The following is a 15,277-nucleotide window of genomic DNA, read 5'->3' as shown; positions in this document are numbered from 1 at the left end:
GCTCAGCCCCCGGCGAACGGCGGTAGCACGTCGACGTGCGTGACTCCCGCGAGGGGGGCGTCGTCGTCGTGACGCTGGCCGTCGACGAGCACGGCGCAGCGGTCCAGGATGCCGGAGAGGGCGGGGTGATCCTCGACGAGGGCCGCGCGGAGGGCGGCGAGACCCGTCTCGGCCCGGTCCTCCGCGTCCGTCCCCGCGGCTTCGGCGGCGGCGGCGAAGTAGCGCACGCGCACGCTCACGCGGACACCCCCTCGGCGGCGGAAGCGTGACCTGGCTCGCCCGGCCGCACCCAGTCGCCGGACTTGCCGCCGGTCTTCGACACGATGCGGACGTTCTCGATCGACGTGCCCTTGTCGAGACCCTTCACCATGTCGACGACCGCGAGAGCGGCGACCGAGACGCTCGTGAGCGCCTCCATCTCGACGCCCGTGCGATCGGCGGTGCCGACGGTGGCCTCGATCTCGACGCCCTCGTCGGTGATCTCGAGATCGACCGAGGCGCGGTGCACGCCGATCACGTGCGCGAGGGGGAGCAGCGCAGGGGTGGACTTCGCGGCCTGGATGCCGGAGATCCGCGCCACGGCCAGCACGTCGCCCTTCGGGGCGGTGCCGTCGCGCAGCGCCGCGACGACCTCGGGAGCGCAGCGCACGAACCCGCGCGCCCTAGCGGTGCGGACAGTGGGCTGCTTGAGGGTCACGTCGACCATGCGGGCGTGGCCCGCGGCATCCAGGTGGGTGAAGGTCATGGAATCAGCATGACATCGAGAGGGTCGCCCACCGACACGGTGGACACCTCGGCGGGGACGATCGCGAACGCCTCCGCGCGCGCGAGCGAGGCGGCCAGGTGCGATCCGGAGCCCCCGGCGGTGGCGGGGCGCACGGTGCCGGCGGCCAGGTCGATCGCGGCGGGGAGGTATTGGCGGCGTCCGGGTGGGGTCGTCCAGCTCTCGGATGCCGTGAGCCGGGCGAGACGCCGGTCGATCACCGCGCGGCCCTGCATCGCCAGGAGCGCGGGCCGGACGAAGACCTCGAACGACACCGCCACGCTGACGGGGTTGCCGGGAAGACCGAACACGAGACGGCCGTCGTCGAGGACGCCGAACGCCTGGGGCTTGCCCGGCTGCATCGACACCTTCTCGAAGGAGATGCGCCCCTCGAGGGCCTGGCGCACGGGCTCGTACGCTCCGGCGCTCACGCCCCCGCTGAAGACGATCACGTCGACGTCGGCCGCGTGGTCGAGCAGGGCGTGGATCGCGTTCGCGTCGTCTCGCAGCGAAGAGATGACCGTCACGTCGGCGTTGGTACCGGAAACCAAAGATGCCAGAAGCGTCGAGTTGGAGTCGGGGGTCTGACCGCGGCCCGGGACGACGCCGGGGGCGACGAGCTCGCTACCGGTCGACACGACGGCGACCCGCGGACGGCGGCGCACCTCGAGCGCGGCCACGCCCGCTGCGGCGGCCGCTGCCAGCGCGAACGGTCCCAGCTGCTCGCCGGCCGACAGGACGACGTCGCCCGCGCGGGTGTCGCCGCCACGGCGGCGGATGAAGGCTCCGGATGCCGCGGGCGCCCGCCGCACCTCGACGGTGCCCAGCGAGTCGGCGAGGCCACCCGCGGTGTCTTCGAACGGCACGATCGCGTCGGCGTCGGTGGGGACGGGCGCGCCCGTCATGATGCGCACCGCCTCGCCCGCGCCGAACGACGGGTCGTCGGACGACCCGGCCGGCAGGTCGGCGACGACGTGCAGGGTCACCGGGTTCTCGGCATCCGCCCCCTCGACGTCAGCGCGGCGGACCGCGAAACCGTCCATCGAGGAGTTGTCGAACCCGGGCAGGTCGTGCGCGGCGTGGACAGGGGCCGCGAGGGTGCGCCCAGCAGCGTCGGCGAGGCGTACGGTCTCGGCGGGCAGGAGCCTGACGGCGTCGAGCACGCGCGCGCGGTGCTCCTCGACGGTGAGCAGCGGGGTCATCGGGGCCTCCGGGTCAGGACGAAACGGCGGGGCGGACGGCGGGGGAGAGCGGGATCACATCGTGGCGGGCGCGCAGGGCGTCGATGATGACGAGTCGGCCGAGCAGCGGCTCGCCCGCGCCGGTCACGAGCTTGAGCGCTTCGGTGGCCAGCATGCCGCCGACCTGCACGCACAGGGAGCCGAGCACGCCGACCTGGGCGCACGTGGGCGGTTCTCCGGCGGAGCCCGTGGGAAAGAGGTCGCCGAGAACGACCGGGGTGTGCCCCTCGGGCGGGGCCGACCAGAACACGGTGACCTGCGCGGCCCACTCCTGCACGGCTCCCCAGACGAGGGGGATGCCGAGGCTCTCGGTCGCGGCGGCGACGGCCTCGCGGGTGTCGAAGGTGTCGCTGCCATCGATCACGAGGTGCGCGCCCGCGAAGAGCTCTCGCGCATTGTCGGCGGTCAGCCGCACGGGACGCTCGTGCACGACGGTGAGCGGGGACAGGTCGCGCACGGCCCGCGCAGCGGAGGAGGTCTTGGCGGTGCCGATGTCGTCGACGCGGTGCGCGAGCTGGCGTTGGAGGTTGGTCCGTTCGACGGTGTCGTCGTCGATGATCACGAGCTCGCCGACGCCCGCGGCGGCGAGGGCGAGCAGCACGGGCGAGCCCAGGCCACCGGCCCCCACCACGGCGATCCGGGCGGCGGCGATCCGGCGCTGGCCCTCTTCGCCGATGGCCGCGAGAACCGCGTGACGGGCGGTGCGGATGAGCTCTTCCGGGGCCAGGGATGCCACCGGCTCGACGAGCGGCCTCATCCGCCGATCGCGCTCATCGTGCGCTCGGGCTGCACGAAGTCGGCACGCGCGAGCCCGACGCGGTCGGAGCCGTGCGCGCGGGGCTTGGCCCACATGGCATCCCGCCAGACCTGCGCGATGCCCTCGTCGTCGGCGCCCGCGCGCAGCGTCGAGAGCAGGTCGGTCTCTTCGTGCGAGAACAGGCACGAGCGCACCTTGCCGTCGGCCGTCACGCGGGTACGCGTGCACGCGGCGCAGAAGGGCTCGGTGACCGAGGAGATGATGCCGACATGGCCGGCCACGGCCGTCTCGCCGGGGCGGCGCACCTCCCACCGTTCGGCCGGGGCGGCACCCCGCCCGCGGGGATCGGGGGCGAGGGAGAACGCCGTCTCGATCTCGGCGCGGATGTCGTGCGCCGAGATGACGTTCGTCGCCGTCCACGAGCGGTCGCCGTCGAGCGGCATGTCTTCGATGAAGCGCATCTCGAAGCCGTTCGAGACCGCCCAGTCGACCAGCGGCACGATCTCGGTGTCGTTGATCCCACGCAGGAGCACCGCGTTGATCTTGATCGGACCGAGGCCCGCGGCCCGCGCGGCCTGCAGGCCCGCGAGCACCTTATCGAGGTGCGGTCGGCGGGTGAGCTCAGCGAAGGTCTCGGGGTGCAGGGTGTCGAGAGACACATTCACGCGGGTCAGCCCCGCGTCCTTCAGCGCCTGCGCCCGACGATCGAGGCCGACGGCGTTGGTCGTCATCGAGATCGGCAGGTCGGGGTTGTCCTCGCGGATGCCGGCGATGATGAACTCGAGGTCCTTGCGCACGAGGGGCTCGCCCCCGGTGAGCCGCAGTTCCTCGGCGCCCAACGACTGCACCGCCACGCGGACGATGCGCCGGATCTCGTCGGTCGACATCAGCTGCGACTGCGGGAGCCACGGCATCCCGTCGGCCGGCATGCAGTACGTGCAGCGCAGGTTGCACTTGTCGATCACCGAAACGCGCAGGTCGGTGGCGACCCGGCCGAAGCGGTCGAGGAGGCCGCCCTCGCGCGGGGCCCCCGTCTCGCGGATGGCTCCCGACGTCGCTTCGGCGCGGGGCTCGCGCAGAACGGTCGCACCCAGGGTCACCGCAACCGGGCCCGGAGCGGCGGTCTCGTGCGCGGCATCCATGGGTCGAGCCTAGGTCAGCGCACGCGGGCGAGGGCGGCGAGGCGGCCTTACCTCGAGGATTCACGGCGGGGCGCTCTCCGGTGCGGTGGGGGCGGGGCGGGAATCCCGCGCCGGGAGTAGCGTCGGAGGATGCCGAACACCTTCCGCATCGCCACGGCCGCTCGCCTGCTCGGGGTCAGCGACGACACGGTGCGCCGGTGGATCGACCAGGGGATGCTGCCCACCACGGGGGCGTCTCCGCTCGAGATCCCCGGCGCCGCCCTGGCGGAGCGCGCGGTCGCGCTCGCCGACGAGCCCGACGACCCGACCGGGATCGCGTCGAGCGCGCGCAACCGCTTCACCGGGATCGTCACGCGCGTGCAGATCGACGGCGTGATGGCGCAGGTCGACCTGCAGTGCGGCCCGCACCGGGTGGTCTCGCTCATGTCGGCCGAGGCCGCGCGCGACCTCGAGCTCGAGCCGGGCTCGCTCGCGGTCGCCTCGGTCAAGGCGACGGTCGTGACGGTGGAGGCGCCACGGGGCTGAGGCCGCCGTATTCGCCCTCGGCATCCCGGCCCCGGGTGCGGGCCGGCGCCGTCGCGCACCTCCTCGCGTCGACGAGTCGGCGTCGCACAGCCCCGCGAGATCGGCGAGATGCCGGTTCGCGGATCACGGCCGCGGATCACGCCGCGAAGCGCGAGCCGATCGCGTCGAGCGTCAGCTCCCAGACCCGTTGCGCGTCGTCGGCACGCCGGAACGGCTCCCATGCCTCGATCGCCTTCGCGGGTCCGCCGACCAGACGCGACGGGCCGAAGAACGTGCCGTCGGAGATCGGGACCGTGGCGGCGAGCACGGCCGGCTCGGCGGCGGATGCCACGGTGCCGGTGATGTGCAGTCGTGACAGCAGTCGGATGACGCGGCGCCCGGCGAGCTCGCGTTCGCGTCCGAGGCCGGGTTGGGCGGCGAGAAGGTTCGTGGGCGAGACGCCCGGGTGGGCGAGCGTGCTGGTGATGCCCCAGCCCTCGGTGCGGCTGCGCTCCTGCAGGTCGCGGGCGAACAGCCCGATCGCGATCTTCGACTGCACGTAGGACGCCATGGCGTCGTACGGCTCCGCGGCGACGGCGGCGGCGTCGAACCGACCGCGGCGGGCCGCGATGCTCGTCTGGTGGACCACCCGCGCGCCCCCGGCGCGCAGCAGGGGGAGCAGGCCGAGCGTCAGCGCTGCGTGGCCGAGGTGATTGGTGCCCCACTGCAGCTCGAACCCGTCGGCGGTCTCCTGTCGGTGCGGAGGGGTCATCACCCCGGCGTTGTTGACGAGAAGGTGGACGGGGCGACCCTCCTTGCGGAGACCGCGCACGAGCGCGTCGACCGAGTCGAGGCTCGCGAGGTCGAGCGTGCGCGTCGAGGCGACGGCATCCGGGACGACGCGACGCACGGCGTCGAGCGCGCGCCGGCCCTTCTCGGCGGAGCGGACGGGCAGCACCACCTCGGCGCCGAGCTCGGCGAGGCGCGTCGCGATGACCGTGCCGATGCCGTCGCTGGCGCCGGTGACGACGGCCAGGCGGCCGCGCAGGGAGCGGGGGGATTCGGGAGACATGAGCGGTCCTTTCGTGGGATGACTCGATGCTTCCGCGGTCGGTGCCGGGCGACCAGTGCCCGCTCACCCACTGATCGCCGAACCACCCCTCAGCGGGCGGAGGCGGCCCCGATGACCGCGAGCAGTCGGAGCTTCTCGGCGCTCTCGCTGCCGGGCTGCGCGGTGTAGACGAGCAGGCGGTGGGAGTGGTCCGGGTCGAGAAGCGTCTGGCACGACAGGTCGAGCCGGCCGACCTCGGGATGCAGGAAGCGCTTGACCGCCGGGGGTCGCGCGCCGACCTCGTGGGCGAGCCACAGGGCGGCGAAGTCGTCGCTGCGCGCGCGCAGGTCGTCGGCCAGCTCGGCGGCGCGCGACCCGGGGCCGTGGGCGGCGACGAGCTCGCGCAGACCCGCGGCGTACACGCGGGAGAGCGCCGCCTGCTCCTCGGGGGGATAGGCGGCGCGTGCCGACGCGTCGGTGAACCAGCGGTATCCGATGGTGCGCGCGGGTCCTGAGCGCAGGGTGGCATCGCCCAGGAGGGCGACCCCCAGCCGGCTCTGCCGGAGCGTCTCGCCCAGCTCCGTGACGATCTCGGCGGGGGTGTCGTCGAGTCGGTCGAGCACGCGCAGCATGCCGGGGCTGATGTGCTCGGTGCCGGAGTGGCGCAGGGGCGGCCGGTGCCCCGCGAGATGGAACAGGTGATCGCGCTCGGCGAGGCTCAGGTGCAGGCCCTGGGCGAGCGCGATCAGCATCTGCTCGGACGGTGTGGGCCCCGTACCCCGTTCGAGGCGGGCGTAGTAGTCGGTCGACATGTGGCTCAGCAGAGCGACCTCTTCGCGGCGCAATCCCGCCGTGCGACGGCGGACTCCGCGCGGGAGCCCGACGTCTTCGGGCTGCAGGGCCTCGCGGCGTCGCTGCAGGAAGTCGCCCAGGCTGGTCAGGTCGCTCACGTGGTTCCTCGCACCCCCCGTTCTTACCCGGTGGATCGTCATGCTGCCAGGACCCGCCGATCCACCCCTTCCGGAGCCCGCAGGTGCGGACTCAGACACCCTCGGCATCCGCAGATACGGAATACTGGAGACATGCGGCCCGCCGGCGTCGCCGAAAGGATGCCATGTCCCGCTCCCTCCGTCTCCTCGCCGTCGTCGCCGCTGCCGCGCTCCTGGCCGGGTGCGCGAGCACTCCGCCCGCACCCGCGGCATCCGCCGACGGTCCGTCCGGGACCGTCGAGGTCTACGCCGCCGCGTCGCTGCAGCGCTCGTTCGACGAGATCGCGCGGGCGTTCGAGGACGCCACCCCCGGGGTCACGGTGAGTCCGGTGTACGACGGGTCCAGCACGCTGGCCACCCAGATCGGCGAGGGGGCGCCCGCCGACGTTTTCGCCTCGGCCGACGAGAAGAACATGACGAAGGTCGCAGCCCAGGCCCCCGACCCGCAGGTCTTCGCCGCGAACACCCTCGTCATCGCCGTCCCGTCGGGCAACCCCGGGGCGGTCGCGACTCTCGCCGACCTCGCGCGGGTGACGACGGTGCTGTGTGCGCCGGAGGTGCCGTGCGGGGCGGCGTCGCAGACGCTGCTGTCGAACGCCGGCGTCGTGGTGACCCCCGCGAGCGCCGAGCAGAACGTCACCGCCGTGCTGACCAAGGTCGCGGCGGGGGAGGCCGACGCGGGCCTCGTCTACGCGACCGACGTGGTCGGACGCGACGACGTCGAGGCCATCGTGCCCGCGGGGGCGGATGCCGTGGTGAACCGGTATCCGATCGCGGCGCTCGCCGACGCTCCGAACCCCGACGCCGCGGCGGCCTTCGTCGCCTTCGTGCTGTCGGACGAGGGGCAGAAGATCCTCGCCGACGCGGGCTTCCGGGCGCCGTGACCGGCCGGGGTTTCCTCCCGCGCTGGCTCGCGGTGCCGGCGGTGGTCGGTCTCGCGTTCCTGCTCGTGCCCCTGACGGCTCTCGTCGCGCGCGTGCAGTGGGCGTCGCTGTGGAGCGACGTCACCTCGCCCGCGGCGCTGTCGGCGCTCGGACTGTCGCTCGGCACGGGCGCCGCGGCGACCGCGGTGTGCGCGATCATCGGCATCCCCCTCGCCCTCGTCATCGCCCGCAGCTCCGCGCGCCTGGCGGCGGTGCTGCGCGCTGTCGTGACGGTGCCGCTCGTGCTCCCGCCGATGGTGGGCGGTGTGGCCCTGCTCTACCTGTTCGGGCGCACGGGGCCGCTGGGTGCGCTCGGGTTGCCCTTCACCACGGCGGCGGTCGTGCTGGCGCAGGTGTTCGTGGCGCTGCCGTTCCTCGTTCTCGCGGTCGAGGGCGCCCTGCGCACCACCGGCGTGGAGTTCGAGCGCACGGCCGCCTCGCTCGGCGCGTCGCGCGCGACGATCCTGCGGCGCATCACGCTTCCGCTCGCGGCCCCCGGCATCGTCGCGGGGGTCGTGCTGTGCTTCGCGCGGGCGATCGGCGAGTTCGGGGCGACCGCGCTGTTCGCGGGCAACCGCCCCGGCGTGACGCAGACGATGCCGCTCGCGATCTACACGGCGTTCAACGGCGCGGGCGTGTCGCAGGGGACCGCGGTGGCGCTGTCGATGCTGCTGCTCGTGACGGCGATCGCGGTGCTGCTGCTGGTGCGCGGGTGGCGGCCGGGGGTGGGGCGATGACGGCCCCGGATGCCGGGGTGCCCGGCCGTCGCCCGCGGGACGGCGAGGGGGTCGCCGCCGCGCCCCGCACCGGGAGCGCGCCGGCGACGGATGCTGGGGAGCCGGCCCCGGTCGCCGCCGCTCTGCGGGCCCGCGTGCTCGTGCGCCGTCGCGACTTCGACGTCGACATCGCCCTCGACGTGGCACCCGGAGAGACCGTCGCGGTCATGGGTCGTAGCGGCGCGGGCAAGTCCACGCTGCTCACCGCCCTCGCCGGCCTCACCCCGCTGGACGGGGGCGAGATCGCGGTCGACGGGCGCGTGCTCGATCGCCCGCCGCGCCTGCGCACCGCCCCGATGCACCGCGGAGTCGTGCTCCTCGGTCAGGACGCCCGGCTCTTCCCGCACCTCACCGCGCGCGAAAACGTCGCCTTCGGGCCGCGCTCCGCGGGGATCTCGGCATCCGTCGCCCGATCCCGCGCCGACGAGTGGCTCGACCGTGTCGGGCTCCCGAGCGCGGGAGACCGCCGCCCCGCGCAGCTGTCGGGCGGAGAGCAGCAGCGGGTCGCGGTCGCCCGGGCCCTCGCCGCGGGACCCCGGGTGATACTGCTCGACGAGCCGCTCGTCGCGCTCGACGCCGTGACGGCGTCGGAGATCCGCTCGATGCTGCGCGAGCGCCTCGCGGGGCTCACGACCATCGCGGTCACCCACGACGCGGTGGATGCCGCGGCCCTCGCCGACCGATTGGTGATCGTCGAGAGGGGCAGCGTGACGCAGGACGGCACGGTGCGCGCGGTGCTCGCGGCCCCGGCGACCGCGGTCGCGGCCAAGATCTCGGGGCTCGAACGGATCGTGGGGGTCGCCGCGAACGGGGGGTTCGAGGGTGACGGACTGCGCCTCACCTCGACGGATGCCGACTCCCTGGCGCTCGCGGCCACGGACGGGCGTGCGCTGGCCGCGGTCTTCCGCGCGGTGGACGCGCGCCTCGGGGAGGGGATCCCGGCGACGGTGTCGCACCTCGAGCCGACCCCGACGGGCGTGCGCGTGGTCACCGACCGGGGCGTCGCCGAGGTCCCCCCGGGCGAGGCCGCGGCGCTGACTGCCGGTGACACCGTGCAGCTGGGCGTCCCGCCCGATCGCGTGCGCTTCGTCCCGGCATCCTGAGGTAACCGTCACCGGCGTCGAGCGTCCACGACATGCCGTCGCGTCGCGGGGCGCGCCGGCGTGTTCTGGACACTCGACGGGCCTTCGACGCCGCGGGGGCGGGGGTCATGCCGCGACGATGCGACCGCCCTCGAGGTGCACCTCGCGGTCGACCAGCCCGGGCGGCACCTCGACGTGGGAGACGAGCACCACGGCCTGCTCCCGCCCGACCGCCCCGAGGAGGTCGGTGAGAAGGGCATCGGATGCCGCGGGGTCCACGCCCGCGGTCGGCTCGTCGAGCACGAGCACGGGGAAGCCGCGCAGCAGGGCCCGGGCGAGGGCGAGGCGCTGAGCCTGACCTCCCGAGACCAACCCGCCGCGATCGCCGACGCGCGCGTCGAGACCGCCGCGCTCGCGGGCCCACTCGGCGAGGCCGACACGGGACAGCACGGCCCAGAGGTCGGCGTCGGTGGCCGTGTCGCGGGCGAACAGCAGGTTCTGACGCACCGATTCGTCGAACAGGTACGGCGACTGCTCGATCAGCCCGATCGTGCGGCGAAGGTCGTCGCCCGAGATCTCGCGCGCGTCGACGCCCCCGATGCGGAACGACCCGGAGAAGTCGAGGAACCGCACGAGCACGTGCGCCAGGGTCGTCTTTCCCGCACCGCTCGGACCGGTCACGAGCACGCGCTCGCCGGGGCCGACGTGCAGGTCGACGTCGTCGAGGCGGCCCGCGTCGCCGTCGGCGTCGGACCGCGACGGCCAGTGCGCCCCGACGCTGCTCAGCTCCAGACCCGCGCCGAGCGCCGGGGCCTCACCGGTCGCGGCCGGCTCGTCGCGGGGGAGGCCCTCGGGGATCCGCTCGGGGACCGCGGCGTCGATGCGCTCCGCGGCGGCGCGCACCTGCCGCCACGAAGCAAGCGCGAGGGGCACCGGGCCGAACACCTCGAACACCGCCATCGGCAGCAGCACGACCACGGCCAGTCCCGGCCCCGACAGGGCGCCGCCGGTCACGGCCGGGGCGGCGACGACGAGGGCGGCGAGAGACGCGACGCCCGCGAGCACGGACACCGCACCCGAGGTGAGCCCTTGCGCGCCACCCCGGCGGACCACCGCGCGGCGCAGCGCCGCATCGGCTCCGCGCACGCGGTCGCGAGCGGCATCCACGGCGCCGTAGGCGGTGAGCACGTCGAGGTTCGTGACGAGGTCGTGCACCGCGTCGGCGACGGCGGCGCGCAGCGGGGCGATCGCGCGTTCGGCGCGGGAACCCGCCGCCCAGCCGACCGCGACCGCGACGGCGAAGGCCGCGGCCAGGCACCCGAGCATCGCGAGGGCGGCGGGCCACGACACGAAGGCCGTGAACACGACCGCGGCCAGCGCGGTGGTGACGGCGGTCACCAGCGGAAGCACGACGCGCAGCGGCAGGTTCTGCAGTTCCTCGACGTCGTCGACGACGCTCGACAGCAATCCGCCGCGCTGGGCGCGCCCGAGGCCGTCGGGGGCGAGGGGCACGAGGTCGCGCACGAGATCGGCGCGCACCCCGGCGAGCTGATGCAGCGCGGCGTCGTGGCCGCTGAGGCGTTCGAGATAGCGGAACACCCCGCGCGACAGCGCGAACGCGCGCACCCCGACGACCGCGACCGAGAGGTACATCACCAGCGGCTGCTCCGCCGCGCGGGCGATGAGCCACGCGCTCGCGGCGAGCAGCGCCACGGCGCTCGCGGCGGTGCCGAACCCGGCGAGCAGCGCCGGTGCGAACCGGCGGCGCGAGGGCATCGCGGAGAGCAGGACGCCACGCACGCGGGCGTTCACGCCCGTCCACCCACGCGTGAAGCTCGACGACGCGGTCGGCGATCGCACGGGCGGAGGGGCGGTGCGACACCAGCAGCACCCCGCGGCCCGCGTCGGCCTCGCGGCGGAGGGTCGCCCACAGGTGAGCCTCGGTCGCGGCATCCAAGGCGCTCGAGGGCTCGTCGAGCCCGAGCACGGACACGCCCCCGGTCCGCGCGCGGTACAGCGCCCGCGCGACGGCGACGCGCTGGGACTCACCGCCCGAGAGTCCCGCACCGGCGGCGCCGAGCGTCGTGGCGGGGTCGAGGTCCGCCGCCCCCGCGTCGGCCAGCGCCGCGGCGATGCGCCGGGGATCGGGCGCGGAGCCGAGGGCGACGTTGTCGGTCACCGATCCGGTCACCAGCCCGGCCCGCTGGCCCGCCCAGGCGATCGAGCCGCGCGCGTGCGGAACCGGGGCGCCGTCGATGCGCACCGCGCCGTCGTACGGCGCGAAACCCAGCACCGCAGCCAGCAGCGACGACTTGCCGACGCCGCTCGGGCCGGTCACCAGCACGATCTCGCCCGGACCGACCGACAGCGACACCTCCGGCAGCACGTGCCCCTCGCGCCGAACGCGTACCCGGTCGAGCGTCAGTGTCGATCCGCCGGCGGGGGCCCCGGCATCCGGTTCGGTGCTCGTGCGAGCCGCGTCCAGCGCGTCGAAGATCTCCTCCGTCGCGGCCACCCCCTCGCTCGCGGCGTGGAACTGCACGCCCACCTGCCGCAGCGGCAGATACGCCTCGGGGGCGAGGAGCAGCACGAAGAGCCCGACGAGCAGCGAGAGGTCCCCGGCGAGCAGGCGGAACCCGATCGTCACGGCGATGATGGCGACCGAGATGGATGCCAGGAACTCCAGCGCGAAGCCCGAGAGGAACGACACGCGCAGCACGGTCATCGTCTCGCGCTTGTAGTCGCGGGTGACCATCTCGATGGAGTCGGCCGCGCGGTGCTGCCGGCCGAACGCCTTGAGCGTTCCGAGCCCGTCGACGGTGTCGGCGAAGCGCGCCGCGAGCCGGCCCAGCGTGCGGTACTGCTTCTGCTGCACGCCGCGCGTGGCCAGGCCGATCAGCACCATGAAGAGCGGGATGAGCGGGATCGTCAGCACCACCGTCAGACCCGAGAGCGGGTCGGCGAGGGCCATCGCGCCGATGAGGATCGGCATCGCGATCGCGGTAGCGACCAGCTGCGGGAGGTAGCGGCCGAAGTACGCGTCGAGCGCCTCGAGGCCGTGGCCGGCGGTCACCGAGAGGGCGGCGGCGTTGCGCTCGCCGAGCCAGCGCGGACCGAGACGGCCCACCGCGGCGACCAGGGCCTCGCGCAGCTGCGCCGAGGCCGCCGCCGCCCCGCGAGCCGAGGTGCGCTCGGAGGCGGCGATCAGCAGCCCCCTGAGCAGGGCGAAGGATGCCGCGGCCCCGAGGTGGCCCCACAGCTCGCCGACCGGCTGCCCCTGGATCGCGCCCACCAGCGCGCTCGTGAGCGCCCACGCGAAGCCGACGATCGCGCCCGTCTGGGCGAGGACGATCGCCGCGCTCACCGCGAAGAAGCCGCGGGAGGCGGTGGCGTAGTGGAGCAGCCGCGGGTCGACGGGTTTCATGGGATCAGTGCGCGACGAGCGCGGCCTTCTCGATCCGGGCGCGGGTGACGCGCTTGCGGAACACCCAGTACGTCCATCCCTGGTAGGCGAGGATCAGCGGCAGGAAGATCAGCGCGGCCCAGCTCATGATGGTCAGGGTGTAGTCGGTGCTCGAGGCGTTGTCGATCGTGAGGCTCGCGCCCCCGGCCAGGGTCGAGGGCATGACGTTGGGGAAGAGCGCGAAGAACAGCGCCGCCACCGCCGTCACGATCGTGACGGCGCCGAGGGTGAAGGCGGTGCCCTCCCGGTCGCGGGAGTTCGCGACCCACGAGCCGATGAGGGCCAGCGCGGCGATGCCCGACAGCGCCACGACGCCGAGGAACAGCGGGGCCTGCGTGGCCTGGGCGATCGTCCATCCGAGGAATACGGCCGCGAGGGCGATCGTGATCAGACCGGCGCGACCCGCGAGGCGCCGGGCGTCGGCGCGCACCTGCCCGTCGGTCTTCAGCGCGACGAAGTACACGCCGTGCGTGAAGAACAGCAGCAGGGTCGTGAGCCCGCCCAGGATGCCGTAGGGGTTCAGCAGCGTGAGCACCGTGCCGGCGTACTCGTGGTCGGCATCCAGGGGAACGCCCTGCACGATGTTGGCGAACGCGACGCCCCAGAGGAAGGCGGGGAGGGCGGATCCGGCGACGATCATCCGGTCGAACGAGCGCTTCCACCGCAGCGAGTCGCGCTGGTGGCGGTACTCGAACGAGACCCCGCGGGCGATGAGCGCGAGCAGGATCACCAGCAACGGCAGGTAGAAGCCGCTGAACAGGGTGGCGTACCACTCGGGGAACGACGCGAACAGGGCGGCACCGGCGACGATGACCCACGTCTCGTTCAGGTCCCACACGGGACCGATCGTGTTGATGATCTGCCGGCGGGCGATGTCGTCCTTGCCGAGGAAGGGGATCGACATCCCCACACCGAAGTCGAACCCGTCGAGCACGAAGTAGCCGACGAAGAGGAACGCGACGATCCAGAACCAAAGCTGCGCGAGATCCATGATGACAGGGCTCCTAGTAGACCGTGGTGGGGGTGTTCTCGATGGAGTCGTCGCGCTCGGCATCCGGGTCCGGCAGCGGCTCGGGACCCTTCTGCGCGAACTTCACGATGAGACCGAACTCGACGATCGCGAGGCTGAGGTAGACGAGCGTGAAGGCGACGAGCGAGACCAGCACGCTCCAGCCCGGGACGCTGGGGGAGACGCCGTCCTGGGTGAGCATGAGGCCGAACACGATCCACGGCTGCCGGCCCATCTCGGTGAACACCCACCCGACGAGGCTCGCGAGCATCGGCAGGGGAGCGGTCCAGATGGCGACGCGCCACATCCAGCCGGCGACGGGGCGCTTGGCGTTCTTGCGCGTGACCCACAGGCCCACGACGCTGACGAGAGCGGCGATGCCGCCGAGGGCGATCATCCAGCGGAACGCCCAGTAGGTGACCCAGAGGACGGGGGCGAAGTTGCCGTCGACCTGGTCGGCGAACTGCGGGAACATCTCCTGGCTGTAGAGGGTGTTGAGGTCGTTGATGCCCTCGACGCAGCCGTCGAGCGAGTGCGTCGACAGGATGCTGAGCAGGAACGGCACGCGGATCGAGAACAGCTCGCTGGTTCCGTCGGGGGTGCCGAGGGTGAAGATCGAGAACGAGGCGTCCTGTCCGCACACGGTGTTGAAGGTCGCCTCGGCGGCCGCCATCTTCATCGGCTGGGTCGCCACCATCACCAGGCTCAGCTGGTCGCCGACGATCGCGACGAGCACGAACGACACGAGCGTGCCCCACAGGCCGAAGCGGAGCGTCTTGCGCATCATGTCGGTGTTGCGGCCCCGGGCCATGTGCCAGGCGGAGACGGCGACGACCACCATCGCGGCGAACATCCAGCCCGCGAAGATCGTGTGGGGGAAGGCGGCGAGGGCGACGGGATTGGTCAGCAGGGCCCAGAAGTCGACGAGTTCGGCGCGGTGGCCCTCGGTCGACATCTGGTAGCCCACCGGGTTCTGCATGAATGCGTTCGCGGCGATGATAAAGTACGCCGACAGTGTTGCGCCGATCGACGCCATCCAGATGCTCGCGAGGTGCGCGAGGCGCGGGAGCTTGTCCCACCCGAAGATCCACAGGCCGATGAAGGTCGCCTCGAGGAAGAACGCGAGCAGGCCCTCGAAGGCGAGGGGCGCACCGAACACGTCGCCGACGAACCGCGAGTAGGCCGACCAGTTCATGCCGAACTGGAATTCCTGCACGATGCCGGTCACGACGCCCATGGCGAAGTTGATGAGGAAGATCTTCCCGAAGAAGCGCGTCAGGTGCAGCCATCGCACGTCACCCGTGCGGTACCAGACGGTCTGGAAGATCGCCACGATGAGCGACATCCCGAGCGTCAGCGGCACGAACAGGAAGTGGTACAGCGTCGTCAACCCGAACTGCCAGCGGGCGAGAGCCAGGGGGTCGAGCCACTCCATCAGGAGCCTCCGATCGAACCGGAATGTGTGGTCAGACCACATGCTACGCCGGGCTCTCCCGCGCCGCCCGGCGATGATTCGGCGTCGAACCACCTCGTCGGTCTACGCTGAGACTTACCGAGAAAGTCTTTTCCTGCGAACC

14 protein-coding genes and 1 pseudogene are annotated in these 15,277 nt (G+C 73.2%); 4 read left to right on the top strand and 11 right to left on the bottom strand.

Going from position 1 to position 15,277, the window contains the following annotated elements:
• Positions 1 to 2: 2 nt before the first annotated feature.
• From Q0818_RS09045 to moaA, 5 genes are read right to left on the bottom strand one after another with little or no spacing between them, the layout of a single operon-like run.
• Positions 3 to 239 carry a MoaD/ThiS family protein gene (locus Q0818_RS09045; protein ID WP_298873735.1) on the bottom strand — a complete coding sequence of 79 codons (237 nt, stop codon included), beginning with the start codon at positions 237 to 239 and terminating at the stop codon, positions 3 to 5.
• Positions 236 to 745: a cyclic pyranopterin monophosphate synthase MoaC gene (gene moaC, locus Q0818_RS09040; protein WP_298873733.1), complete on the bottom strand. Its 510-nt coding sequence runs from the start codon at positions 743 to 745 to the stop codon at positions 236 to 238. The genes Q0818_RS09045 and moaC overlap by 4 nt, the downstream gene beginning before the upstream one ends.
• A complete protein-coding gene (gene glp, locus Q0818_RS09035) occupies positions 742 to 1,965 on the bottom strand; it encodes a gephyrin-like molybdotransferase Glp (protein WP_298873731.1) in 1,224 nt (407 codons plus the stop codon). Before glp ends, moaC begins: the two co-directional genes overlap by 4 nt.
• 13 nt (positions 1,966 to 1,978) lie before the next feature.
• Positions 1,979 to 2,761 (bottom strand): HesA/MoeB/ThiF family protein, encoded by a 783-nt coding sequence (locus tag Q0818_RS09030; protein WP_298873730.1) that lies wholly within the window; start codon positions 2,759 to 2,761, stop codon positions 1,979 to 1,981.
• Complete coding sequence (gene moaA / locus Q0818_RS09025) at positions 2,758 to 3,903, bottom strand: GTP 3',8-cyclase MoaA (protein WP_298873729.1); 1,146 nt, start codon at positions 3,901 to 3,903, stop codon at positions 2,758 to 2,760. The genes Q0818_RS09030 and moaA overlap by 4 nt, the downstream gene beginning before the upstream one ends.
• Positions 3,904 to 4,032: 129 nt before the next feature.
• Between moaA and Q0818_RS09020 the strand changes: the two genes are divergently transcribed.
• Positions 4,033 to 4,428 (top strand): TOBE domain-containing protein, encoded by a 396-nt coding sequence (locus Q0818_RS09020; RefSeq protein WP_298873728.1) that lies wholly within the window; start codon positions 4,033 to 4,035, stop codon positions 4,426 to 4,428.
• 136 nt (positions 4,429 to 4,564) lie between these two features.
• On the opposite strand, the gene Q0818_RS09015 is transcribed toward Q0818_RS09020, so the two are convergent.
• A complete protein-coding gene (locus Q0818_RS09015; RefSeq protein ID WP_298873726.1) occupies positions 4,565 to 5,479 on the bottom strand; it encodes an SDR family oxidoreductase in 915 nt (304 codons plus the stop codon).
• Between the two features lie 89 nt (positions 5,480 to 5,568).
• Positions 5,569 to 6,408, bottom strand: a complete 840-nt coding sequence (locus Q0818_RS09010; protein WP_298873724.1) for a helix-turn-helix transcriptional regulator — start codon at positions 6,406 to 6,408, stop codon at positions 5,569 to 5,571.
• A gap of 164 nt (positions 6,409 to 6,572) precedes the next feature.
• Between Q0818_RS09010 and modA the strand changes: the two genes are divergently transcribed.
• The 3 genes from modA to Q0818_RS08995 are packed head-to-tail and all read left to right on the top strand — an operon-like array spanning position 6,573 to position 9,249.
• Positions 6,573 to 7,331 (top strand): molybdate ABC transporter substrate-binding protein, encoded by a 759-nt coding sequence (gene modA / locus Q0818_RS09005; RefSeq protein WP_298873722.1) that lies wholly within the window; start codon positions 6,573 to 6,575, stop codon positions 7,329 to 7,331.
• Positions 7,328 to 8,107 carry a molybdate ABC transporter permease subunit gene (modB, locus tag Q0818_RS09000; protein WP_298873720.1) on the top strand — a complete coding sequence of 260 codons (780 nt, stop codon included), beginning with the start codon at positions 7,328 to 7,330 and terminating at the stop codon, positions 8,105 to 8,107. Before modA ends, modB begins: the two co-directional genes overlap by 4 nt.
• A complete protein-coding gene (locus Q0818_RS08995; protein ID WP_298873718.1) occupies positions 8,104 to 9,249 on the top strand; it encodes an ATP-binding cassette domain-containing protein in 1,146 nt (381 codons plus the stop codon). Before modB ends, Q0818_RS08995 begins: the two co-directional genes overlap by 4 nt.
• A 105-nt stretch (positions 9,250 to 9,354) precedes the next feature.
• Here Q0818_RS08995 and cydC read toward each other — a convergent pair whose 3' ends face one another.
• The 4 genes and pseudogenes from cydC to Q0818_RS08975 all read right to left on the bottom strand — a co-directional run bounded on the left by cydC (position 9,355) and on the right by Q0818_RS08975 (position 15,135).
• On the bottom strand, positions 9,355 to 11,004 hold the full coding sequence (cydC, locus tag Q0818_RS08990) for a thiol reductant ABC exporter subunit CydC (protein WP_298874235.1): 1,650 nt from the start codon (positions 11,002 to 11,004) through the stop codon (positions 9,355 to 9,357).
• Positions 11,005 to 11,119: 115 nt separating this feature from the next.
• Positions 11,120 to 12,652, bottom strand: a pseudogene (gene cydD, locus Q0818_RS08985) (thiol reductant ABC exporter subunit CydD); the annotation flags it as partial.
• 4 nt (positions 12,653 to 12,656) lie between these two features.
• On the bottom strand, positions 12,657 to 13,682 hold the full coding sequence (gene cydB / locus Q0818_RS08980; protein WP_298873716.1) for a cytochrome d ubiquinol oxidase subunit II: 1,026 nt from the start codon (positions 13,680 to 13,682) through the stop codon (positions 12,657 to 12,659).
• A 13-nt stretch (positions 13,683 to 13,695) separates the two neighbouring features.
• Entirely contained in the window at positions 13,696 to 15,135 is a 1,440-nt protein-coding gene (locus Q0818_RS08975; RefSeq protein WP_298873714.1) for a cytochrome ubiquinol oxidase subunit I, read from the bottom strand.
• Positions 15,136 to 15,277 lie beyond the last annotated feature (142 nt).

It is taken from the genome of uncultured Microbacterium sp., from assembly GCF_947489255.1.
Classification (GTDB): Bacteria; Actinomycetota; Actinomycetes; order Actinomycetales; family Microbacteriaceae; genus Microbacterium; species Microbacterium phycohabitans.
Note: the sequence above shows the minus strand (reverse complement) of the source record. Positions and strands in the feature narration are given on the sequence as shown.